The sequence below is a fragment of the Bacillus sp. N12A5 genome, assembly GCF_026790125.1.
GTDB lineage: Bacteria > Bacillota > Bacilli > Bacillales > Bacillaceae > Bacillus.
This window is the reverse complement of record NZ_JALAMR010000003.1, coordinates 21,334-43,911: the sequence shown is the minus strand read 5'-3', so window position 1 is coordinate 43,911 and position 22,578 is coordinate 21,334. Positions and strand designations below refer to the sequence as shown.

Below are 22,578 nucleotides of genomic sequence, written 5' to 3'. Positions count from 1 at the left end.
ACGCTTATCATTCCTCTGTCCCCCAACCTTGTTGATCCCTGAATACAGAATTAAGGCAAAACTAAATAGTACCCTCTCTAAACAAATTCCTCGACCTTTTCTTTAAAAAACGATTCATATTTTTTAAAAACGTCCAAATTTATTCCGTTTAAGCAGCATTCTCCTTTTACAGGAAAGAATCATTCCCTCTGAACATTACGATATACATATAGTATCCGAATGAAATGGTGAAAGGACGGAGGTTATTATGAAAACGAGTATTATTGTGCTCACTTATAATCAATTGGCGTTAACGAAACAATGCTTGGAGAGCATATGGAAGCATACGAATAATGATTGTATAGAAGTAATTGTTGTAGATAACGGCTCTCATGACGGTACACGTGACTACCTCAAACAGATATCTTCAATTAAGACAATTTTCAACAAGACGAACAAAGGCTTTGCGAAAGCCTGTAATCAGGGCTTTGGAGCTGCTTCAGGTGACAACATTCTTTTTTTAAACAATGATACTGTTGTAACAAGTGAATGGCTGGAGCCAATGATCAAGCTGCTTTATCAAGATGACAAAATCGGCATGGTCGGACCTGTAAGCAATTATGTCAGCGGTCCGCAGCAAGTTCCCGTTGACTACACAAACGTTGAGGGAATTGAAGATTTTTCTCGCCTTTACTGTTTGCAGCAGCGAGGCAAGTCAAAAGCTGTATTGAGGCTGGTCGGATTTTGCATGCTTGTTAAAAAGGAGGTGTTGGACGAAATCGGCGGTTTTGATGAACGTTTTGAAGGTGGTTCATTTGAGGATGATGATTTAAGCCTCCGCATACTGCAAGCGGGTTATCATCTGAAAATCGCTCTTGATTCATTTGTCCACCATCACGGCCATGCCACGTTTACAGGCAATCCAGACTTAAACATCAGTCGATTATACGAAGAAAATCGGCAACGGTTCATCGATAAATGGAACGTTGATATGACAGCTTTCTTTGATTCCCGGCCCCAGATGACAGCGCTTGTGCCCGTGGAAGCCGGCTCTATCTTACATATCGGCTGCGGCGCGGGAGCTGCGGGGGCAGAGCTTTTCAACCGGCAAACCTGTACATTGTATGGAGTTGAAGAGGATGAATTGTTACAGACCATTGCTAGCGCATATTACGAGCAAGTCATTTCGGCAGATGTGGAAACATGCGACCTCCCTTACCCAGAGGCCTTTTTCGATGTCATTTTGATCGGAGACCTTTTAAACTGCTCGATGAATCCCAGACATACGATTGAAACTCTTACCGTTTATCTAAAGCCTTCAGGTTCGCTGATTTGCGGCATCCCAAATACTGCCTATGCAGATACATTTTTCTCTTTATTATGTAGTGCTTCGACGTACACACATTTCATCACTCCTCGCAACGTAAATACCCTATTTCCTGAATATCTTTATAACATAAAATCCATCACTTCCCATACCACCGAGACTGAATCAAACATACAACTCTTTTTACAAGAACTCCAATTCCTTGCCGGGCAATTTGGTTTGTCTTTGGATCAATTGTCAAAACATGCCCATATTGATTACATGTTTGTCCATGCCATAAAGAAAAAACAGAATAAAACGGAGGTGGCCATGTGATTTCAATCAGTTTATGTATGATTGTAAAAAATGAAGAAGCTGTTATTGGGCGGTGCTTAAATTCTGTGCAAGGAATAGCTGATGAAATTAACATTGTGGATACCGGCTCAGTTGACCAGACGAAAGACATCGTTGCGCATTATACAGACCGGATTTTTGATTTTGAATGGATCGACGATTTTGCTGCAGCCCGAAATTTTTCGTTTCAACAGGCAACGGCCGACTATATTTTATGGCTTGATGCAGACGACGTGTTTACCGAGAATGATCAAAAGCTGTTGCTGGATTTAAAAAGAACGCTTGACCCACATATTGACGCGGTCTCAATGAAATACCACTTGGCGTTTGATGAAGAAAACAACGTCACATCCAGCTTAAAAAGGTACCGTCTTGTAAAGCGAGAAAAGGGTTTTAAGTGGATTGGCGCCGTCCATGAATATTTGGAAGTGTACGGAAACCTTCACCACAGTGAAGCTGCAGTTTCTCACATGCCACTTAGCCATGATGCAGACCGAAACCTGCGGATTTATGAAAAAATGGCGTCTTCGGGAAAGGATTTTTCGCCAAGAGATTTATTTTACTATGCGAACGAGTTGTGTGATCACGGGAAAATAGAAAAAGCAATTGAGTACTATTTGCGTTTTTTGAAAACAAAACAGGGATGGGTAGAAGATAATATTAGAGCATGCAATAAATTAGCAGATTGCTATCATACATTGGGGCTAAAGGAAAAAGAATTAAGCTGGGTGCTCCACACGCTCGTCTACGGACCGCCTAGAGCAGAAACCTGCTGCAGGCTGGGATACTCTTTTTTAGAAAAAAAAGATTTTCAAAGTGCGGTCTATTGGTATGAAAAAGCAATAGAAAACAAAGGAGCAGAAAACCTAGCTTTTCAAAACCGCGCCTGCGCGACCTGGCTTCCCCACCTGCAATTAGCCGTCTGCTACGATAAACTCAGTCAGCATCAGCTTGCCTATCAGCATAATGAATCGGCATTACAATACCGTCCCCATGATTCAAGAATGCTAGCCAACAAAAAGTACTTTGAAGATACTCTAAAGATGCAGACCGGTTCCGGGGGTGAACATCATGGAAATCAATAAAAATTCACTTGACGATTCTATGAAAGAGTATGAGCTAAAAGATAAAGAGTATTACAAAGGCATCAACTGGCAGCTATTTGATCTGATAGAACCGCATGCGAAAACCATTCTTGAAGTCGGATGTGCAGAAGGCTTGTTTGGCGCAGCTGTTAAGGAAAAAACGAATTGCTCCTATTATGGGATTGAGTCTTATCCACCAGCTGCCGAAAAAGCAACACATTATATTGACGAAGTAATAACGGGAGACATTGAAACACTGAAACTACCTTTTCAAAAAAACGCATTTGATCACATTATCTTCGGTGATGTTCTGGAGCACTTAATAGACCCGTGGGCAGTTTTAGGTAACATCAAGCCTTACGTAAAAGAAACAGGGAGCATCTTGGCAAGCATCCCGAATATCGGACATATCTCGATTTTCGAAAGTCTCCTGTCCGGCAAATGGACGTATACACAGGCAGGGCTTCTCGATAAAACACACTTCCGTTTTTTCACCTTGGAGGAAATGAAAAAGATGTTTCATGAAACAGGCTACAAGATCAGCCAAATCGAGCCCATTGTTTTTACGACTCATTATTATGAAAAAATGATCAGCAAACTTGCTTATGTCAGCTCATGCATGGGAATTCACCATGCAGTTCTTGAGGAGGAGGCCAGAGCCTATCAATATGTCATAAAGGCGGATATAAGATGAACCAGCATGCAAACGAACATTCAATTAGCTTCATTACTTGTGTGAATGACGATACCCTTTATGATCTCTGTCTAAGACATATTCATTCTCTTTCTGTACCGCCGCATATGAAGGTAGAATTAATCAATATCCGAGACGCAGACAGTATGGCCTCCGGCTACCAGGCGGCAATGGAGGACTCTGACTCAAAATATAAAGTGTATTTACATCAGGACACATTTATCATCAATCGTTCCTTTATTTATGATATTCTCCATGTCTTTCAGCAGAATGATCAGCTTGGCATGATAGGCGTCATAGGATGTGAAGAAGTGCCGCAAAGCGGGATTTGGTGGGAGGCTTCTAAAAAAGCCGGAAAAGTCATTGAATATCGCAGTATGTACAACTATTTATTATTTGATGAAATTGATGAAACTGTGAAAGCAGTTCAAGCATTAGACGGTTTATTACTGGCGACTCAGTACGATGTTCCATGGCGAAAAGATATTTTTGACGGATGGCATTTATATGATACTTCTCAATGTTTTGAGTTCAGAAAAAAAAGATATATAGTGGGCATCCCTCATCAGAAAGAGCCTTGGGTCTTACATGCATGCGGCAACGAGTTTGATACAGACCAGTATTCTTATTACCTTAAAAAATTTTTGGAGGAATATTCCGAGACATGATAAGGTTTCAATACTACGACAAAGAAACCTACTGTTTAAAAGTAGGTTTCTTGTTTCATATGCTTGAATTTTTTTAAAAAAGTGATTTTTTAATTCTCTATTATTAAGGGAACCTAATAGCATTTATATCTAGGTTTAGTGCGCTGCTGCCACTCACATTACTTACTGTTGTGAAGATTATTCTAATCTCATAAGAAGTCGTGCCTGTGACCGTTGTAGCATCTACATACGTTGTAGCAATTGGAAATCTTGACGTATTGCAGCGTTGACATTTCTTTGGACGGAGCGTGTATCTACTAATACTCCGTTTCTATAAATTCTGGTTTGAAAAGTAAAGTTTGAGTTAGCTGTCGTTGTAACATCTACAGAAATGGCAAGGTCTAATTTTATTAATTGTCCTGCGACTGTTGGCACAATTAAAGTACCAATCGACGTTTCAGTACCGTTAATAGCAAGCGGAACGGGGCCTGCTACCTCATTGTAAAACAGCTGCGGATTTGCCCCGGTTGAAGCGGTTGGTCCCGTTACTCCCGTTGGACCAGTTGCGCCAGTAGCGCCAGTTACTCCGGTTGGACCGGTTACTCCGGTTGCGCCTGTATCTCCAGTTGCACCAGTGACTCCGGTTGCTCCAAAATTAGAACAGATCCAAAAGTAGTTTTACTTATTACACTACTGCGTTTACTGCTTCTGCGGGGATTTTAATTGTTCTATATATTTCATTCCATGTATTAAATGAGACATTTGGCAAATTTCCGGAAGCAATGATAATTTCATATCCGCCTTCTATCTCTTCCCCTTCACTGTTAACAAATAAAATTTGTATAGTTACTTGAGGACTTGGATTATTTCCAATTCTCCCAAGAGAAACGATGAATAACAGAGATTGTCCAGAAACGACAGGCACGATCCGTCCTAAAAAAGCATATGGCTGGTTACTTATAAACTGGGCGGAATATCTTCCAGAATGGGCAAAAGTATTAATAACGGACGTATTTGCAGAAGCCCAGCCCGTCAGATTGGCTGTTTCAAAACCTCCATTTACAATCACATCATTCACTCAACTTCATTCCCTGCCTTTTTGAATAGTTCCAGCTATTATATGCAGGAAAAACGCCATCGGTCTTTCACTTCGCTAGACAAAATAAAAAAAGATGAATGTCCCTGAATCACTTTTTCTTCCGAATGCTGTAAAGGCTGGTATGGAACCTGAAAAGAAGAAGTAGTAAATTGATTTCTTGATGGCCAAGAAAATGAGTTTGGACTTGATAAGGACAGGGAAAGCTCTCCAGGAATTTGCAATGCAATTGAGGATTTCACATATCTTAGACTGAGAAGAGGGCGCTAATGAAGAAGTTATACCAAGCTAAGAAAGAGAATTCAAAGTCAAAAAACGTTTTATAAAAGCTGCTGGCAAGGGTACCAACAGCTTAGCTATTTTTAACACAAGATTGCTATTTTATCTATTAATTGAAGTTGCGCCTAACAAACCTTTACTCCTCCCATTTCTTGTATATTGCTTTAATTAGAGAATCATAGTTCTTTTCCCCACATTTAACGGGACATTAATGTGTATCTTCTACTATCAAAACAACAATGACTATGGAGTGCAAAGGTTTTTCTTTCTGGATAATTAAAGAGATATAATTTTAAATATAGACATAGTTATCACTAAACTTGAAAACAAATACTTAAATATTCATTTGTACTTCTAAATCTTTTGCAAGTGTTTTGGAGCCTGATAGTCCTTTTAAATATTTCATTTACCCCTGGTTTGACCAATTCACTTTTTTTATCCTAGTAAGATATTTATTCAATTTTGAACTGTCAACTTGGTTACTCTCTTCGATCATGCACTTAGCTAATAATTTTGAACCTAAAATTGATAAAGCGTTAATACATACAATATGAGTAAGTTTTGATTCTTTATAGTTCCCCCAATCATCCGGAAAATTTTTTTGATATTTTCGAAATAAAGCATTGAAATGATAAGAACTGAAACAAATTCATCCAAAAATTCTAAAAAGGAATTTAGAGCAGAGGTATACCTTGTATAGCCCGAGTTGCGAACTTTTTTATGTTTCACCATATGTGCTCTTCAACTCCTCTTCTGGTATCTTCAAAACCGCTAATATTCATTTGATAAAAATTCACCTATAAACATTAACGGAGCTCTTGCTGAAGCAAGAGTAGACGGTGTCCACACTTCGTTAATTAAATATTCAGATAAGAAATACTTCATCTCGTTTTTTATGTTCGCGTTTTTTATCTTTGTAAAATCAATATACTTAGTATTTAAACATTTATTTTTTGAAGTAAAACTCAATGGCATCTGATCACATGCCATAAATCATTTTGCCAATAACCTTTAATCTGTTTCATGTGATGGATGTATATACATTTTTAAAGTCGTTTCAATGTGCGAATGACCCATAAGGGCACGAATTGAATTAGCTTTCATACCATTATCATTTAAATTCGCAGCAAAAGTATGTCTTAGCATGTGCGCTGTAAAATCTATTCCTGTTTTATGTCGCAACCTTTTTACTAAAGACTCTAAACCCCAATATGTCATTTTGTTTCCTTTATTTTTCCCAGTATGATTAACGAATACATGCTCTGTAACTACAAATTCTGAATGATAGTCGATAATGTAATCTTGAAAAAGATTTATAGTCTCCGATGTTATATAAACTGTTCTGTTTTTACCAGCTTTTGTATTTGATTCTCTCACTAAAACACTGCATTTACTGACATTAAAATCACTCAGGATTAGATTAAGTAACTCATTTGCCCTTAGACCAGCGAATAGAATCCTGATGATTGGTTTATCTCTAATTTACAAACAAGAAGCAAGTAGGGTATTAACATGTTCTTTAGAAATTGTTTTTATGTATCTTCGAGGTTGCTTTACTTTAATAAATTCATTTTTATGGATTTATCTGTGGAGATGTGATCTAAGAAGGATTTATAAGTTTTATTTTTCGTTTTTATTTCCTTGGTGAGAGCTGATTTTACATCCTTATCAAAATATTCTCTTCTTGTCATGTAATCATAAATTCCAATTACACAGTTTACTATTTGGTTTATTGTTTTTTCTGACCTCTTAGCTTGTGTCGCATTAACATAGGTTAAATTTATTGAGCCTTTTGGATGCCTTAGCCAACTGATGCTCGGCTAATATATTTAAATCAATTAAATCGTAATTGAGGTTTTTAATCTCTAAGAAGCTCCAATATAGTTTTAAATGGTATGCATTTTTTAAAGTGTTTGCAGAACGGCCCAAGAGATCAAGATATTTAACATACTTCATAACGGGTATTACGGGATTTAAATTGCTGCTTACAACAATCCATCTATTTTCCCCTTTTGAATTTAAAATATTGATAACACTAATCATCTCAACCTCCTTATTATGCTTACTTTGTTTACTTTAGAATATCAGACTTGTTAATAAATAAGTAACAAAAAGATATAGAAAATGTATCTATCAACAAATACGATAAACACTCTCCTATATTATAGTCTGGAGAAAATTGTTCCTCGATCCCTAAGCATATCGACTCACTCATTTATCAGTCTAATATTAACGGAGCAAACGTTCTTTATTCGATATAAATAGGATCAAATGTTCTATGTGAATGTTGGTAATAAATATAAAGGTCAATAATGATATCCGTAATATTAATAAAGGAGGGATTCTTTTCCACGAAGGAGAGTGTGATGGTGAATGAAGAAGAGGTTAATCGGATATTTGATCTTAGTTCCTGCTTTGATTACGTCGGGTATAACTTTAATCGAATCAAACAAAAAAGCACCTGAAGAAGTTTTAGAAAGTGCTTGGAATGAATTTGGTTTATTTAGTTTTCAAATTGGAATAACAGATCCGGCAATTACAATTGGCATGGATCAAACCAATCAAAGCTCCGTGAATATTTAGAACATAATCTGTCTAGAGACGCAAAGGAAAAATATAAGATTTATATATTCAAAGATGATATTGATAAGCTGGAGAAAGAACATCAAGAATATTTGAAAGAAAATAATCTCAATAAGTAAAACGCCCAGCACTTATTAAGCTGGGCACTGTTTCATATTTAAATTGAATTTTTATAAGCATTAATTGCTTCGTTTCGCAGCAGCATATTATTTTTGTTAACCATGCCTAAGTTGTAAGCTTTTTTAATAATATCTAATACCTGTGAATCTAATGCAGAGAGATTACCTCCTGGATTAAATCTTGATTTCCAATAGTCTAAAGACTTATTTAGGTCAAGTGAGCTTTTTTTGTTCTCGGGTTTAACTACTTCATTTTTCTCAAGTTTTTCACAGAATTCACTAAAACCAATTGATCTACTAGGAGCTGAGTTATTTCCCCCGTATCCTTCTGTAGCCAAGCTGCAAAATGCTAAGAACTTTGGATCTTTAGTTACATCATAATTAGAAGTGCTAATCACCTGGTTCACTCTCTTTCAAAATCAATTTTTTGGGTGTAAACAAAAGTGGTGCCTGAGCTTAATGCTTTAATCTGTATAGAATTATCTTGAAGTGCGTCCATTGGAATCTCAAAATATTTATCCCAGCCTATAACCACCTTATTCTGACCAAGAATGGCATCGGATTTATACATTCTAGCTGTGCCATCATATAACAGATTTTTTCCATCTTTACCCGTGATAACTGTGAACTTTGTATACCCCATAAAACGAGCCCTAACGTGAAGTTTATCACCTTTTAAAACACTTGGAGCTTTGGTTTGGTTAAAGTTAATGTAATCCCAAGCAAAATCATTTCCTTCAGATGTTATGCCCGTAATTTGCAGATAATAAAGTGGTGTCGCTTCTGCTGCTTTGACTTTTGATGAATCAGTGAAAGCAAAAGCTACTACTGCTAGAAGAGCAAGCAGTACATACGTAATTCTCTTCTTCATTTCCTAAATCCTCCTTGGAACAAGTTTACATATTAAATATCGTCAATCGATTGGAATTGTTTAATATTTGAAATTAAAAAAGAACCTGCATTAAGCAAGTTCTTTTCATATTGTCGATTTATTGTGAATTTTTAACGACAAGGACATTTATGTATAGTATAATATTTCCTGTACATTAAGTTTGCTCACTCAAGGGAGTCTTGCTCATCCCCTATGAAAGGGGGTGGGAAAATGACTGTTTACGAATCATTAATGATTATGATCAATTTTGGCGGGTTGATATTAAATACCGTCTTGTTGATCTTCAATATAATGATGATTGTAACGTCAAGCCAAAAAAAAAAATAGACCTCCCCTTGAGCTTAGGAACCTTAAAGGGTTAGGTCTACGCAGATTGAACATCGAGCAAGCCCTTTGATGGGCAGCTTTTTGTACAGAGCCGGGGTGCGCCAACACCCTGGTCTTTATTTTTGCATTTCTCATTAAAGAAATACGCTATAACCAATCAAATGTCTTACAGTTCTGATTATAACACATTAAGTAAAACCATTGAAATAATTTGCAAAACTTTTGTTTTATAGATAAAACCATTATTTTATTTGGATTGGTTATGATTACTTCTACAACATCTCATACAATTGCAATACTTTTGCCTAGAAGAGCGTTTTGAAAAAATAAAGACTAGTTGTCCTTCCCAAAGAGCAACTTTCCAAAATCATTGTCCAAAATCTCAATTTCAACATCGCTAACATTATCATCAGTTTCAATTGGTTCATCAACTAAACTTAGGATAAACTCCTCAAACGAGTTGGCAATCAGGAAAAAGTCTTTCTCAGGATGACTTGATTCATGATCCCAAAACAATATCTTTCCATTATCGATATCCATGCATATTTCATTCCCGCCTGCAGAGCTTGCGATAGGAATAATATTTCTAGGAAAGCGATCAGAATATGTATCGATTGCTTTCTGAAGACTGTTATGATCGTTCGCTAAACCATAAAAACCTTCTAACAATTGTGTATCATCGTCCTTGCCCATCCAAGGATCTTTCTCTAAAGGTTTATAGCAAACGTCATACTCAATTTCATCTGTTGTTTTTTTACTTTCTAGATAACAGCCGCCATATTCCTTCAAAAAATCCTTATAATCAGAAGGTAATTGTTTTCCTATGTTCATTTCAATTTCTTTGAGTTGTTCATTTTTATTGATGCTGGGATCTGTTTTTGCATCAATTGAAAACTCTTTCAACTTTTGTTTGATATTATAGAAGCTCACTTTATTTACCCCTTCATATGTATGGAAAAATGAGTTAAAGACCTTCTTTTCAGTTTTAGTCGTCCCAGTCTTCATCCTCTTCCCAGTCATCTTTCGCTTCTTGAATCTTATTATAAAAAAATTCAATAAAGCTTTCTGCAACAGTATCTTGATAACCAATTACCCTATCCCATTCAACTACTGGGCATTCTCCGTCCTTCATTTTATTCGTGTCTAGACAGTAAGCAAAGTAATCAACATCTTCAATAACCACAAGTCCATCAGGAAGGCCGTAGTGTTCTCTATATTCCTTAGTTCTATTTACAACTGAGGCATGATCAAAGTTGTAACCTAAAACTAAAACACCGAATAAACCACCAGCACCGTATTTTTCTAAAAACCATTTATAGCTATTGGGAAGAACGCATTGGAGGATTTCTTCAATGCGTTCAATGTTTTTATGACTTGCGCCATCTGTAAATATAGCATTTTGTTTATTTTCATTAATAAAGTTTTCAACCTTCGAATAAATCATTTAAACACCTCAATTTCCATTCTCAAATTGTTTCGCTCTCCACTTCCAATATCTCTTTCTAAAGCTCTCGTATTGTGCTTTTAAAACCTTATCATTTCTAAAACTTTCACCATCAGACTTAAGCTTATGAATGACATCACTATATTTTGTATGTAAACTATTCGGGATTTCAAGCATTGGGCCAGGTTCTTCTTGAATCAGGTGATGTAAATTAATCTGTGTGCCATCTTTTGCATAAGGGGCATTCCCGTTTTTCATTAGCTGAAGATTTGTAACGCCGAATTCTGTTTTTTGATTAATATCTATATCTTTCATAGTATACACTCTTCGACTTACATCTTTAACTTTCCCCTTCGCCTTTACCTTCCCCTTTATTTCATACGCTTCATACTTTGCTTTATTTAGCCATGGGGGACTTATCTTTTGGCCAGTAAACGGTTTTCTTGTTCCATCTGGTATTTTATTCGCATTAGTCAAAAGTTCATTCTTAAGGTTTTGGCTATCAACCACATTGTATGGTACGTTATCAGCTAGAGCAAGCTTATACTTAGGGTTGTAAGGCAACAAATCTGAAATATTGACATTCTTAATTTTCTTCCCTGCTTGCCCTGCCTTGTTTATGACCTTACCTGCTACATCTGCTTTGTTGATGGCTCCTGCACCTTTTGTTCCAACAATTGCTGTAACTGTTGAACCAACAGCGTAGGTCACCCATCTTGATCTAGAGTAGGCATCCCCATTCACCATATCTTTTTGGTATGACTCTTCTATTGCTGCTGAAACAGCATCATATGTTTTTACTGGATGAAGAACTGCATTGCCCAGCGCTGAGAGTGTTTCTCCCGGATCGGTGATGAAGTCCCATATTCCGGTTACTGTGTCTTTTCCAACATCATATAAACCAACTCCTACACCTTTTACGATATCCCAAGTGATTTCTCCTGCTCCTTCTAGCTGCTTTGCTTGTTCAATTTGCACTGCAAGCTGTACCTGAGCTGGCTCAAGATTCTCGTAGCCTACTTTCTTAGCAATATCTAAATACTCATCTGGGTCAGACACACCATCATTAAGTTTCTTTTTCAACTCTTTAATTTCTCGTTCTTTTGCTTCTTCTTTTTTCACGCTTAAGTAAGCTTCAGAATGCTTCTCAATATCGCCTTTTTTCTTATGTATGTCACTTTCTCTGTACGCTTTAGCGTTATAGTGAATCGGGGTGGCGTTCTTCCCTTTGCCTGTTGATTCCTGCAGCTTTTTAAAGTCTTGCTGAATAAATTGTTCGTTTGGTTCTGTTTCAGCGTATTCTGTTTTTAAATCCTCATCAAGCTTGTTTAGCTTATCGATTGTTTTTTCACGTTTGTCATCTGCAGAAGAAAGTTTGTCTTTGAAGTCTTCTGTTGAGAATATTTCAAGGGGAAGAATATCATTGATGTCGTTTAATATGTCTTTCATTGCTTTTTTCTGTTCAGACATAATGGATTTTGATTTTGTATAAGCGTTAGCCAACTCGTGTTCTAGAAAGGATTCTTCTATGTAAGCATCAGACATCTTAGCATCTTCAAGTTTTGCAGAAACGCTGCTTAAGAAAGCAATTTTCATATCAATTAAATCAATCCATTGATCTGTAACACCGACATGATCTTGATAAAATGCTTTAATGTTGTCTGCGCCCTTACCGGAAAACTCGCTGTCATCTAGGTCAGCTACGTCCTTAAAGGCTTTTCTGAGCTTCACCATTTGTGACCTTAGTTCCTTGTACTCTTTGGTTCTTTTATCTGCTTCAGAGAGTAATGAATCAGCCTCAAATACCTTCATATCATTCTCCTTCCTATCCCTACTCTATGTAAATTTTACCACAATCAACTATTTGAATAACAGAAAAAGACAGCCAAATCTGACTGTCTTATACATCGTGCTATCGTGTTCTATAATAATTTTCTGCGGTATAGTAGCGCCATTCCCAAAAAGTTGCCCCATTGGATTCTATATACCGATCTAGAAATATCTCAAAGTTTAAATTTAATGGTGTATACTCTCCTAATTGTAATATAAAAAGATAGTTGGGATCACCTTTATCCAATTTATCTTTGTCGATCACCAAATGACAACCTTCTAATAAGTGGCCAATTGGAATACCATTGATGCCTTCAAACAAATCCTCATATTTTAATTCTTCTTCAATCTCTTCAAGGCTAAATAAATAAAGTCCCCCACCTATATTCTCCCCATCAGCAAGAATCTGAAAAATTTTCGCACCATTATGTAGTGTCATGAACTTCTGATAATCCTTTGGAAGGGTAAGCTGGTGTTTAGCCTCAAAGCTTTGAATGTCATGCAGGGTTGCTTTGTCCTGTGAAAATGTAACAAGGAACTCCATGATATCCCCTTCCGAACAAAACAATTTAATGGCTCCTTTTTCATCTAAGAGACTTTTCAAACCGTTTACAGTCTTATGAACAAAGTTAGTCAAATCAATCACTCCATTATTGTTCTTTTAACTTGTAGTCCATTCAAATTCCAAAAGATGTGAACAGATCGTGATAGGCGCCCTTTTCACTGAATATAATGCAATAAAATCTAAAAAGAGGTGCCTCCTAAAAGTGAATTCTCTCATGAATGAGGACATGATAAAGATCATTAGAAATGGCCTTAACGCATCTCAGCATCCAAAGCATATTCTTGTTGTTGGAGCTGGATTGGCCGGGCTTGTATCAGCATCCTTGCTAAAAAAGGCCGGTCACAGAGTAACGATTCTGGAAGCGAGCGGCAGAGCAGGCGGCCGTGTCTGCACGTTGAGATCTCCCTTTAGTGAAGGACTGTATTTCAATGCTGGCCCAATGCGCATACCGAATAACCATTTGTTAACCTTAGAATATATCAAAACATTCAGGCTGCCAACAAATGTATTTATCAACAGAACCCCCATGGACATCATTTATGCGAACGGAATCAAAACACGTCTCCATACGTTTGAACGAAATCCTCAAATATTACGATACCCTGTTGCCCAGAACGAACAAGGGAAATCGGCTGAAGAGCTAATGCTTTCTGTATTGCAGCCTATATTACATTTCATTAATCAAGATCCAGAAAGAAATTGGCGGATTGTTGAAAAACAATACAAGAATTATTCATTAAGCTCTTTCTTAAACACGTTCTTTTCATATGGTGCGATCGATATGATTGGTATCCTTTTGGATATGGAAGCGTACATGGGTATGTCCCTTGTTGAAGCGTTACGGGAATCCATCTTTTTTACATCACCCTCTCACTTCTATGAGATAACAGGCGGTATGGATCGGCTTCCTTATGCGTTTCTTCCTCAGTTAAAACCAAATATTCTATACCATCAAAAAATGATGAAAATTTCTCAAAGTGAGAACAGCGTTACGATCCATTGTCAGCATCAACAAACAGCGGAACATGTAACATTCACAGCTGATCTCGCGATTGTAACCATCCCTTTTTCAACATTGCGATTTGTGAAAATCGAACCATTCCATTCTTTTTCCTACTATAAACGGAGGGCAATTCGTGAACTGAACTATATGAGTGCAACGAAAATCGGCATAGAGTTTAAAAGCAGATTTTGGGAAAAAGCCGAACAGCGCGGCGGCAAATCTATTACCGATCTTCCGATTCGATTTTCGTATTATCCAAGCACTGATATTGGAGCAAACGGACATGCTGTTGTTCTGGCGAGTTATACATGGGCAGACGAGGCACTGATGTGGGATAGTCTTTCAGAAGGAGAGCGTATCCAGTATACTTTACTGAATTTATCTGAAATATATGGTGATATTGTATGGTCTGAATTTGTGTCCGGCGCCTCTATTAGCTGGAGTCAGAACCCTTATTCTGCAGGGGCCTTTACAGCTTTCGAACCAGGACAAGAATTAGAGCTGTATCCTTATATCCCTGTCCCTGAGGGAAGAATTCATTTCGCTGGAGAACATGTCTCGCTCACTCATGCATGGATGCAAGGCGCCATTGAATCTGGAATTCGTACCGCTTATGATGTCAATCGCTTGCCTTAGGGCCTGCTCACCCCTTTATATATTGTAATAGGTTAACTTCTTTATAAAAAAGTTTAAGAGAGCTTGTGCTGCTTCAGAAGCATACCCTCTATTATGATAATGTTTTGATCAATCTTATTTCAAAACATGTTTTTTCATTTATCAATGTTGTTATTAATAAATTTGATTCGTTAAAGCTAATGTCTCGAATTTTATATCGTCAGATCGTGATCAGATAGACAGATTAAATCACAATAACAGAAAGTAACCCTTTCATTCCTCCACCCGCCATGCTATTTTCATATAGCGGTGAGCTGAATTGTGTAAGCCGATGTACATGCCTTTGCGGCGCACACGAATGTGGCGTGTTCAAAGAGGTATTACAAACCCTTACACACCATAGCTTATCGCTATTTTTATTACATCAGGTCACAGGTAAGGTCACGATTTTAACAATAAATCCATCTTATCTGCTGCTTCTAATTGCATTGACGGAAGAGCATGACTATATGTTCCTAATGTTTGTTTAATATCAGAATGTCCTAACCTCTCTTGTAGTATTTTGGGACTTACTCCAATACTGATTAAATACGTAGCATGTGTGTGTCTTAATGCGTGAGGTTTAATCTTTGGTAACCCCAGCTGTTTACGTATTGAGTGAAATCCCCTTGTCCAATTACAAGGCGGCAGCCAATTCCCCATTTTCGTACATACTACTAAATCTAAATCATTGTATTTTGCTCCTGCTTCTTTCTTGTCCCTTTCAACCAACCTTTTGTGTTTCCGTAAGCTTTCACATAGTGACTCAGGTATATTAACATTTCTGTATGAGTTAACTGTTTTAACTCCTGGCTCTAATCCATAGTTACCTTTATCATCTATCCGCATAGTGTTTGGCGTATTGTGATATACCGTTTTTCCCAGTCAATACTCTTCCACTCTAACCCCAGTACTTCACCCATTCTCAAATCAGTCTTAATGGATATCTCATAAGCAATATAGTGTCTTGATGGGCGTTTAAGTTTTGAAGTATCCAGGAAACGTTTAATCTCTTCAGGAGTCCAAGTCTCCACTATGCTCTTTTCTCTTGGTAAGTTCAATTCATCAAAGATCGCCATATCAATTTTTCTTCTTCGTGATGCCTTTTTGAATATGCTCCTGTTTACCTGTACTGCCCTTCTTAATGTGTCAGCTGATACTTTACGCTCAAAGTGGAGTGTGTTTATGTGTTGCTGCAATACATCCTCTGTGATCTCATCGAATTTGTATTTCGATAAATAAGGAAGGACATTGTATTGGAGTATCTCTCTATAGTTGTTAAACGCACTTGGTCTAAGCTTCACTCTTTTTGATTCTAACCAGGATTCAGCATACGTCCCAAATGATTCAGATATCTCAGGTAAGTAGTTCTTTTCTTCTTCAACCTCAAGAATCACCTGTCTAAGTACCTCTTGAGCTTCTTTATAAGTCTTGATCCCTTTTCTTTTACGCTGAATCCTCTTTTTTGTTATTGGATGCGTTCCACCTGAATAAACAAAATATTATGTTCCGGTTTTATCATCTTTTTTAATTTTCGTCATTCTGTTCACCTTTTTAGCGAACACAAGGGAAAACGTACTAAAGACAATTATAATGACATGCTTATAAGATGTCACACAATATATGGAGTAGCAAAACAGGACTCCGTCCATTACCTCACCTAGCTCAATAAAAAAGACCCCAAGCTATAGGGAGTCTAATTATCTTTTTAATCACTTAAAAACGGTGAATATCTATTTCAACTTTCTCTTCCATAACCAAGAGGTACTAAAAATTTGATTACCTTTATAATTCTTAAAGAAATTATCAGATTTGCGCTCATATTGGCCTTTCTTGGCATTGAGCAATCTAAAATCATTTCTAATCCATGTAACCGTGGTTTTCACACTACTTATACTGCTAAGAATTCCAGCGGCGGCAGTTACAGCACCAGCCCTACCAGCTGTTTTCATACAAGTTGCCAATAATACACCAGCAAAAACACTTACACTTGCGGAAATTCCATTGAAACTACCCTTGCTAGTATTATAGCCTTCCCAATGATCTCTCAAAATTCCAGCCTATGTATCATTTTTATTAGCCAATTGCTCTACTGGTGATGAAGTTTGTTCAAAATTCACCACTTCGCCATTAACTTTAAGCTCATCGTATTTGGTCATATTGAATCTTGTCTGTTCTTTTCCCATCATTTACAATAATCTCGACTACATCATTAACAGTTCTTTCTGAAAAAGTGTATGTAGTTCCGTTATAATCTACAGACTCAGTATTATAGGACGGTTCTACATTCTGGACAACTGAACTTGAAGCTTGAAGTTCTTTTGCGTCTGAAACAGGACTAATAATTGTAACAGCAGTCAACACAGCAACACTTGAAAGGACAATCTTTTTCATAATAAATTAAAACCTCCTTTTGTTATACATTTACAATTCCGGAGGTTTATAGATTTAAATTCAACCCATTAATTGTATTTTAAGAAGAATTTAAACTAGGGGGTTTATAATGACTAGTCTTACATTCAGACTACTCCACTACACAACACTAGCATTGGTTCTTGTATTTATCATACTGGGCTTTACTTTAAAAGGAGTTTTCTTTTATTGGTCACTAATCTTAGTCGGTCTCAATTATCTAATCAGAGGAATACTAACATCTAAATCAGAAAATAAAAAAAACGGAACGTTTATTACAGTTTGTGGAGCAATTATAATCCTTGCAGGTTTATTTAACTTAGTAATCCGTTAGAAATGGCCAGATAATGGTTTAGAGGGTGCTTCTTTTTGATACGCCCTTTTTTCATTCCTCAAAATTGAGGAGTGACAGATATACATGATGAACTACACCTTGCCAGGTTTATTTGTTATTTGTCTTGACTTTTCTTTTGATTTTTTTGCTTGATTGGTTGAGACTGTGGACAACGGCTGGACAAGTTGTCTGCCTGAATTTGCTTGTAAAAAAATAAACAAACTCAGGCAGGCGACTGAAACTTGATTGTATATCCACTTGTGGTATCCGTGTGTTCACCCTATTTGCCGTTGGTTATTCCCCAAACAAGCCTGCTGTGTCAAGTGTCCCTAACAGGTTCCACTGAACGCAATTTTACGTTTAGTATACTTATGGCTTATCCTGCATCGTCAGAAACGATACACCCATCCTTCGTCAGCACTTAATGTCAGCTTTCGCCTTTCAGATGCATGTGTAAATGGGGAAACACAGAAGGCATCCTATCCTCATTTTTTGCGACGGCTGAGTCACTACCCTGTCAAGTTTTACGTGTGTTAGCGCATTCCACGGCAGTCTGATCCTTAAAAAAGGCCACTAAAGACAACACCTTAATTCAGGAGCATAGACTGACTTTATTTAAAGGACAGGGATATTATTTTTTATTAAAAGTCAAGAAAATGTTTAATATTATTAATAATTAAGCAACAAAATAAAATGTCACACATTTTATAAACAAAAAGAGAGGATAGATGAACAGGGTGAAAATGCCTGTATTCAACTATCCTTTTGTACAACAAATGACCTCATTTACTACAACAACGGTGTTGTTTGTTCTTCAACTAACGCCCCCGTTACTTTATGTACATCTATTCACAAAGTAATCTTTTTTACAGGTCATTTAGTGGTAGCCCCAGAAAATGCGAATTTACAACGTTAATCAAATTCAAACATAAAAAAGTCGAATTCCCTGTCCTTTAAGGAAAACGACTTTTTTATACGACTTCTTCAAGTAAATCCCCATTAACCTTTTTTGGGGACGATTTGTAATCTCTGCGCAGTGAAATTATACCTGTGCTAGCCCGCCATCTACGAACAATTCAACACCCGTCAAGTAACTGCTTTCGTCTGAAGCAAGGAAAGATACAGCGTCTGCTACTTCTTCAGGTGTCCCAACTTTTCCAGCTGGAACAGTATTTCTGGTATTTTCCATTGCTCCTTCAAGTGCATCACCAAAAAGCTCATCGTATGCAGGTGTAAGAATAACTCCTGGACTAACCACATTTACACGGATTTCAGTACCTTTTAGGTCAAGAATCCAGTTGCGAACTAGTGCTCTTAATGCTGCTTTAGATGCTCCATATACACTAAACGCTGGGTTGCCAATTGATCCAGCAGTAGAGCCCGTTACAATAATAGAACCTACTTTGTCCGGGAATAGTGATAACGCTTTTTGAACAGTAAAGATGGTTCCTTTAACGTTAATGTCGAACGTTCTATCAACCTGCTCTTCAGTAATTTCACCTAATGGAAGGAAGTTGCCGATGCCTGCATTAGCAAAAAGAATGTCCAACTTACCTTTTTCCTGCTTTATAATGTCATATAGTTTGTCTAAGTCTTCAAGCTTAGAAATATCACCTTGAACACCGGTTACGTTCTTGCCAATTTGGTTAACAGCTTTATCAAGTTCGTTTTGTCTACGTCCCGTGATATAAACATATGCACCTTCGTTTACAAATTTTTGTGCTGTAGCAAGACCAATCCCACTTGTTCCACCCGTTACAAGCGCTATTTTACCTTCAAATTTACCCATACTTAACACTCCTTTAGAGTTAATTTTATTTTATGTCTAGTACCTTTAAGTACTTGAAGAACAACTTACAAGATATAGTATCCTTCAGTAAGCACATTATCGGAAGTACCCACTTTTTTGTGATATAGTAACTAAAAAGTAATAAATGTGGAATGGAGAGGTTTAGACTTGAAAAAATTTAGTTGTGGGTTTGAAGTGACAAAGGAAGTTATTGGCGGAAAATGGAAAGGTCTTGTATTATACTTTTTAATGAATGGACCAAAGAGAACGAGTGAATTAAAGCGCATTGTCCCAAATATAACTCAGAAAATGCTGATTCAAACACTTAGAGAGCTTGAAGACAGTGGACTTGTGAGCAGAAAGATGTATAATCAAGTACCGCCGAAGGTTGAATATTCATCCACTGAACTTGGAGAATCTCTTAAACCTATCTTGCAGGAGCTCTGTCAATGGGGAAGCCATTATGCGGAGCAAGAGTATGCAGAAGGTGAATATGAAATTGTACAACCAGAACAATTGATGTAGCTGCTGAAGTAAATGCTAAACAACTTCAATACCCTCATCTAACAGATGAAGAACAGTCAGAAATAAATGAGATATTCAATTTTGAAAGTGAAGTTCTAATAATAAGTGTCATGGACTATATTCAGGAGAACTTTGATGAAATTCAAAAAAGAACTGTTTCAAATGTTAAAAAGAAGGTTCAGAAACTTAGCCAAAAAATAAATGAAGATATTGATAATAATATTTAATGCCTATGATCTCTAGATAGGCATTTTTTTGTGCATAAAAAAAGACCTGAATTAAAAATCCAGGTCACACTACTCCCCTGTATTCACCTTATTATTTAGTGCGTTCTCGTTGATTTAACAGCATTTATTCACATTCTCAAAACGGTGTTCCAGGTCGCACTCAGTTCACAGTACGGGTCACAGTTAAGTCACTTTTCTAAGGTTGGATGATAAAACGTAAACTTATTATCGTCATACAATTTAATAATATTACAATTTGAATTGTCTATCTTCGCTTACTTTCGACAATATCAGACAAAATAAGACAAGTTTTTATAACTATTTCAATCACATTAACAAAGTAACCCTTGCATTCCTCCACCCGCCATGCTATATTCATATAGCGATGAGCTGAATTGTGTAAGCCGATGTACATGCCTTTGCGGCGCACACGAATGTGGCGTGTGGTGCATCGCCTCAATACGCAAAGACGTTTGCCTTAGGCAAACGTCTTTTTTGTGTTATCCGATAATTGTGCCGTTTGGGACGGGTTGTCCCGGCTGCAGCAGGACGACATCACCCTGGGCGGGAATGCCGCCGAGGACCAAAACTTCTGATTTAAATCCGGCAATTCGGCGCGGTGGAAAGTTCACGACTGCTATAATTTGCTTGTTGATGAGATCTTCCGGCTGGTAGCGCTTCGTGATTTGCGCGCTCGATTGTTTCATGCCGATTTCTGCTCCAAAGTCAATCACAAGCTTAATCGCCGGGACTCTTGCTTCGGGAAATTCTTCCGCTTTTACAATAGTGCCTGTTCGAATATCCAATTTTTCAAAGTCTTCAATAACTGCCATATCAATAACTCCTTTTTCTCCTATTATAAAAGAGATGTTTAAGGTTCGTTTACCCAAAGGACCATCATTTTTTATCCGATCATAAGATGTTTCGATATAACCGGGGCGGCATGCCAGTATTTTTCGTAAACCATCTTGTAAATGAAGAAAGGTTTTGAAAGCCCAGCGCCTCGCTCACAACAGTAAGTGTTTCATCTTTCTCTATCAGCATTCGTTTCGCTTCCTCAAGCCGAAGATTTGCAATATAATGCTGCGGCGACATCCCCGTCTGCTTTTTGAACCAATTTGAATAGTAAGCTGGGTGATAATGCTCAATTTCCGCCAGCTTCTTAATTGTCAGCCGCTCAGATAAATGGCTGTGAATATAAGCAATTGAGGGGTAAGTATGGGATTGCAGCTTTTCTTTTATGTATTGAACCAGCATATGCAGTGAGTTCGCTGTGCCGGCCTTTGCTTCCTCCGTCAGTAAGTACCTGATTGAAGACCAGAAAGGATCAAGCGCAGCTTCAATTCCCGATCCTGCATGATATTCATCGATTTTCATTGCATGAAGCGGAACATCCAGTACAAGACATTCATTTCTGCCGATTGAACGGAAACGATGCTCGCACTCCGGCGGAATATATAAAAAATGATCCGGCTTTAATTTCACCTGGCGCCCCTCTGTCTCAAGATCTATACTTCCTTCAAGCGGAAAAAGAAATTGGCTGTACCCGTGCTTATGTGAATGATAAAGGCGTGTGTATGTCCGTTTTTCGCAAATAATTTCTTGAAGCGAGTCCATCAGCAAGCTCCTTCCTATGGTCATCTTTTAATCCGGTAATGGCTGTTCGCCCTTTTGGTTACGCCAAAATTCGCTCGAAGACGCCATTGTCCCATGTTTTTCTGAATATAAGACGGCCATGAAGCTGCCGCTACCTTCTCAATTTTGTAAATGTCATCCATAGCCCGATGTCTCTCCCCTATGTATACTACCATGACATTATACAATATCCAGAAATATAAGACATCTATTAATTAGTTTACATAATATTTTTATTGTTTTTTGATAAGCCGGCCAAAAATGTCCGAATTGAAAATGATAGACTTTCTAAAATATCCTCTTCACGTTCAAATGCCTCTTTTGCGATTAAAGCCGTAAAGCCATGCAGCAGGCTTCTAAGCCCCCTTGTCGCATGAATGGCAGTCTTTTCGCTTGCATAGCCGTTATCAATGAGCAGGTTCGCAACAAGCCGAACAATTTGGTCTGACACGATTTCCGCTCTCTTGTCCTGAATCTTGAGCAAAGCCGCTTCATAATATCCGGGATTTTCAACTGCAAAATCAACATATGCCTGAGCTAAAGAAAACAAAGCGGAATCTCCCTTTTGTACCGTTACGGCGTCAGCCATTTGATCATAGAGCTTTGTCAGTCCGCTGACAGCAAGCTCCGTTCTGATCGCTTGCAGCCCGTTGATATGATTATACAGCGACGGAGAGCGTACATTCATTTTTTTAGACAGTGCGGCAAGCGTGACACCATTCAATCCTTCCTGATCGGCAATCTCGGCTGCGGCGTCTACAATCATTTTTTGGCTCAACCCTATTCTTGGTGACATGCT

At 37.6% G+C, this 22,578-nt stretch carries 24 protein-coding genes and 2 pseudogenes; 8 read left to right on the top strand and 18 right to left on the bottom strand.

Annotated features, from left to right (window positions below):
• Window positions 1–247 precede the first annotated feature (247 nt).
• The 4 genes from MOC09_RS03405 to MOC09_RS03390 are packed head-to-tail and all read left to right on the top strand — an operon-like array spanning window position 248 to window position 4,086.
• Window positions 248–1,621 (top strand): glycosyltransferase, encoded by a 1,374-nt coding sequence (locus MOC09_RS03405; protein WP_268369580.1) that lies wholly within the window; start codon window positions 248–250, stop codon window positions 1,619–1,621.
• Window positions 1,618–2,724: a glycosyltransferase family 2 protein gene (locus MOC09_RS03400; protein ID WP_268369579.1), complete on the top strand. Its 1,107-nt coding sequence runs from the start codon at window positions 1,618–1,620 to the stop codon at window positions 2,722–2,724. The genes MOC09_RS03405 and MOC09_RS03400 overlap by 4 nt, the downstream gene beginning before the upstream one ends.
• Window positions 2,711–3,418 (top strand): class I SAM-dependent methyltransferase, encoded by a 708-nt coding sequence (locus MOC09_RS03395; RefSeq protein WP_268358820.1) that lies wholly within the window; start codon window positions 2,711–2,713, stop codon window positions 3,416–3,418. Before MOC09_RS03400 ends, MOC09_RS03395 begins: the two co-directional genes overlap by 14 nt.
• The gene (locus MOC09_RS03390; RefSeq protein ID WP_268369578.1) at window positions 3,415–4,086 is read left to right on the top strand and encodes a glycosyltransferase family protein; all 672 of its coding nucleotides are present in this window, start codon (window positions 3,415–3,417) and stop codon (window positions 4,084–4,086) included. Before MOC09_RS03395 ends, MOC09_RS03390 begins: the two co-directional genes overlap by 4 nt.
• Window positions 4,087–4,750: 664 nt before the next feature.
• On the opposite strand, the gene MOC09_RS03385 is transcribed toward MOC09_RS03390, so the two are convergent.
• From MOC09_RS03385 to MOC09_RS03375, 3 genes are all read right to left on the bottom strand, one after another.
• Window positions 4,751–5,143, bottom strand: coding sequence for an NTTRR-F1 domain (locus MOC09_RS03385; protein ID WP_268358823.1), 393 nt, complete (start codon window positions 5,141–5,143; stop codon window positions 4,751–4,753).
• Window positions 5,144–6,451: 1,308 nt separating this feature from the next.
• Window positions 6,452–6,922 (bottom strand): tyrosine-type recombinase/integrase, encoded by a 471-nt coding sequence (locus MOC09_RS03380; protein ID WP_340815571.1) that lies wholly within the window; start codon window positions 6,920–6,922, stop codon window positions 6,452–6,454.
• 282 nt (window positions 6,923–7,204) lie between these two features.
• On the bottom strand, window positions 7,205–7,483 hold the full coding sequence (locus MOC09_RS03375; protein ID WP_268369576.1) for a hypothetical protein: 279 nt from the start codon (window positions 7,481–7,483) through the stop codon (window positions 7,205–7,207).
• 330 nt (window positions 7,484–7,813) lie between these two features.
• On the opposite strand from MOC09_RS03375, the pseudogene MOC09_RS03370 reads away from it, so the two are divergent.
• A pseudogene (locus MOC09_RS03370) lies at window positions 7,814–8,142 on the top strand (hypothetical protein).
• 38 nt (window positions 8,143–8,180) lie between these two features.
• Here MOC09_RS03370 and MOC09_RS03365 read toward each other — a convergent pair.
• Both MOC09_RS03365 and MOC09_RS03360 read right to left on the bottom strand, forming a co-directional pair.
• On the bottom strand, window positions 8,181–8,540 hold the full coding sequence (locus MOC09_RS03365; protein ID WP_010334537.1) for a hypothetical protein: 360 nt from the start codon (window positions 8,538–8,540) through the stop codon (window positions 8,181–8,183).
• Window positions 8,541–8,545: 5 nt separating this feature from the next.
• Window positions 8,546–9,013 (bottom strand): DUF4879 domain-containing protein, encoded by a 468-nt coding sequence (locus tag MOC09_RS03360; protein ID WP_268369570.1) that lies wholly within the window; start codon window positions 9,011–9,013, stop codon window positions 8,546–8,548.
• Window positions 9,014–9,244: 231 nt separating this feature from the next.
• Here MOC09_RS03360 and bsrG point away from each other — a divergent pair, with 231 nt between their 5' ends.
• On the top strand, window positions 9,245–9,361 hold the full coding sequence (gene bsrG / locus MOC09_RS03355) for a type I toxin-antitoxin system toxin BsrG (protein WP_009967548.1): 117 nt from the start codon (window positions 9,245–9,247) through the stop codon (window positions 9,359–9,361).
• Between the two features lie 333 nt (window positions 9,362–9,694).
• Here bsrG and MOC09_RS03350 read toward each other — a convergent pair whose 3' ends face one another.
• The 4 genes from MOC09_RS03350 to MOC09_RS03335 all read right to left on the bottom strand — a co-directional run bounded on the left by MOC09_RS03350 (window position 9,695) and on the right by MOC09_RS03335 (window position 13,272).
• The gene (locus tag MOC09_RS03350) at window positions 9,695–10,291 is read right to left on the bottom strand and encodes an SMI1/KNR4 family protein (protein WP_268369569.1); all 597 of its coding nucleotides are present in this window, start codon (window positions 10,289–10,291) and stop codon (window positions 9,695–9,697) included.
• A 55-nt stretch (window positions 10,292–10,346) separates the two neighbouring features.
• Window positions 10,347–10,805: an SMI1/KNR4 family protein gene (locus MOC09_RS03345; protein ID WP_003241729.1), complete on the bottom strand. Its 459-nt coding sequence runs from the start codon at window positions 10,803–10,805 to the stop codon at window positions 10,347–10,349.
• Between the two features lie 9 nt (window positions 10,806–10,814).
• Entirely contained in the window at window positions 10,815–12,617 is a 1,803-nt protein-coding gene (gene yobL, locus MOC09_RS03340) for an LXG family T7SS effector ribonuclease toxin YobL (RefSeq protein ID WP_268369566.1), read from the bottom strand.
• A gap of 100 nt (window positions 12,618–12,717) precedes the next feature.
• On the bottom strand, window positions 12,718–13,272 hold the full coding sequence (locus MOC09_RS03335) for an SMI1/KNR4 family protein (protein WP_268369565.1): 555 nt from the start codon (window positions 13,270–13,272) through the stop codon (window positions 12,718–12,720).
• Between the two features lie 130 nt (window positions 13,273–13,402).
• Between MOC09_RS03335 and MOC09_RS03330 the strand changes: the two genes are divergently transcribed.
• The gene (locus tag MOC09_RS03330) at window positions 13,403–14,839 is read left to right on the top strand and encodes a flavin monoamine oxidase family protein (RefSeq protein ID WP_268362966.1); all 1,437 of its coding nucleotides are present in this window, start codon (window positions 13,403–13,405) and stop codon (window positions 14,837–14,839) included.
• A gap of 420 nt (window positions 14,840–15,259) precedes the next feature.
• Here MOC09_RS03330 and MOC09_RS03325 read toward each other — a convergent pair whose 3' ends face one another.
• The 5 genes from MOC09_RS03325 to MOC09_RS03305 all read right to left on the bottom strand — a co-directional run bounded on the left by MOC09_RS03325 (window position 15,260) and on the right by MOC09_RS03305 (window position 19,392).
• Window positions 15,260–15,706, bottom strand: coding sequence for a site-specific integrase (locus MOC09_RS03325; protein WP_268369564.1), 447 nt, complete (start codon window positions 15,704–15,706; stop codon window positions 15,260–15,262).
• Window positions 15,697–16,254 carry a site-specific integrase gene (locus tag MOC09_RS20155; protein ID WP_268369561.1) on the bottom strand — a complete coding sequence of 186 codons (558 nt, stop codon included), beginning with the start codon at window positions 16,252–16,254 and terminating at the stop codon, window positions 15,697–15,699. The genes MOC09_RS03325 and MOC09_RS20155 overlap by 10 nt, the downstream gene beginning before the upstream one ends.
• Window positions 16,255–16,590: 336 nt before the next feature.
• Window positions 16,591–16,908 (bottom strand): hypothetical protein, encoded by a 318-nt coding sequence (locus tag MOC09_RS03315; RefSeq protein ID WP_268369559.1) that lies wholly within the window; start codon window positions 16,906–16,908, stop codon window positions 16,591–16,593.
• A gap of 91 nt (window positions 16,909–16,999) precedes the next feature.
• Window positions 17,000–17,251, bottom strand: a complete 252-nt coding sequence (locus tag MOC09_RS03310) for a hypothetical protein (protein WP_268369557.1) — start codon at window positions 17,249–17,251, stop codon at window positions 17,000–17,002.
• A gap of 1,394 nt (window positions 17,252–18,645) precedes the next feature.
• Window positions 18,646–19,392, bottom strand: a complete 747-nt coding sequence (locus tag MOC09_RS03305; RefSeq protein WP_268369556.1) for a glucose 1-dehydrogenase — start codon at window positions 19,390–19,392, stop codon at window positions 18,646–18,648.
• Window positions 19,393–19,560: 168 nt separating this feature from the next.
• On the opposite strand from MOC09_RS03305, the gene MOC09_RS03300 reads away from it, so the two are divergent.
• On the top strand, window positions 19,561–19,917 hold the full coding sequence (locus MOC09_RS03300) for a winged helix-turn-helix transcriptional regulator (protein WP_268367238.1): 357 nt from the start codon (window positions 19,561–19,563) through the stop codon (window positions 19,915–19,917).
• A 727-nt stretch (window positions 19,918–20,644) separates the two neighbouring features.
• Here MOC09_RS03300 and csaA read toward each other — a convergent pair.
• The 4 genes and pseudogenes from csaA to MOC09_RS03280 all read right to left on the bottom strand — a co-directional run bounded on the left by csaA (window position 20,645) and on the right by MOC09_RS03280 (window position 22,575).
• Window positions 20,645–20,977, bottom strand: coding sequence for a chaperone CsaA (csaA, locus tag MOC09_RS03295; protein WP_268359891.1), 333 nt, complete (start codon window positions 20,975–20,977; stop codon window positions 20,645–20,647).
• 79 nt (window positions 20,978–21,056) lie between these two features.
• Window positions 21,057–21,767: a helix-turn-helix domain-containing protein gene (locus MOC09_RS03290; protein WP_268369784.1), complete on the bottom strand. Its 711-nt coding sequence runs from the start codon at window positions 21,765–21,767 to the stop codon at window positions 21,057–21,059.
• 35 nt (window positions 21,768–21,802) lie between these two features.
• Window positions 21,803–21,922: pseudogene (locus MOC09_RS03285) on the bottom strand (GNAT family N-acetyltransferase, cg3035/Rv0428c family); the annotation flags it as partial.
• A 77-nt stretch (window positions 21,923–21,999) separates the two neighbouring features.
• Complete coding sequence (locus MOC09_RS03280; RefSeq protein ID WP_268359889.1) at window positions 22,000–22,575, bottom strand: TetR/AcrR family transcriptional regulator; 576 nt, start codon at window positions 22,573–22,575, stop codon at window positions 22,000–22,002.
• Window positions 22,576–22,578 lie beyond the last annotated feature (3 nt).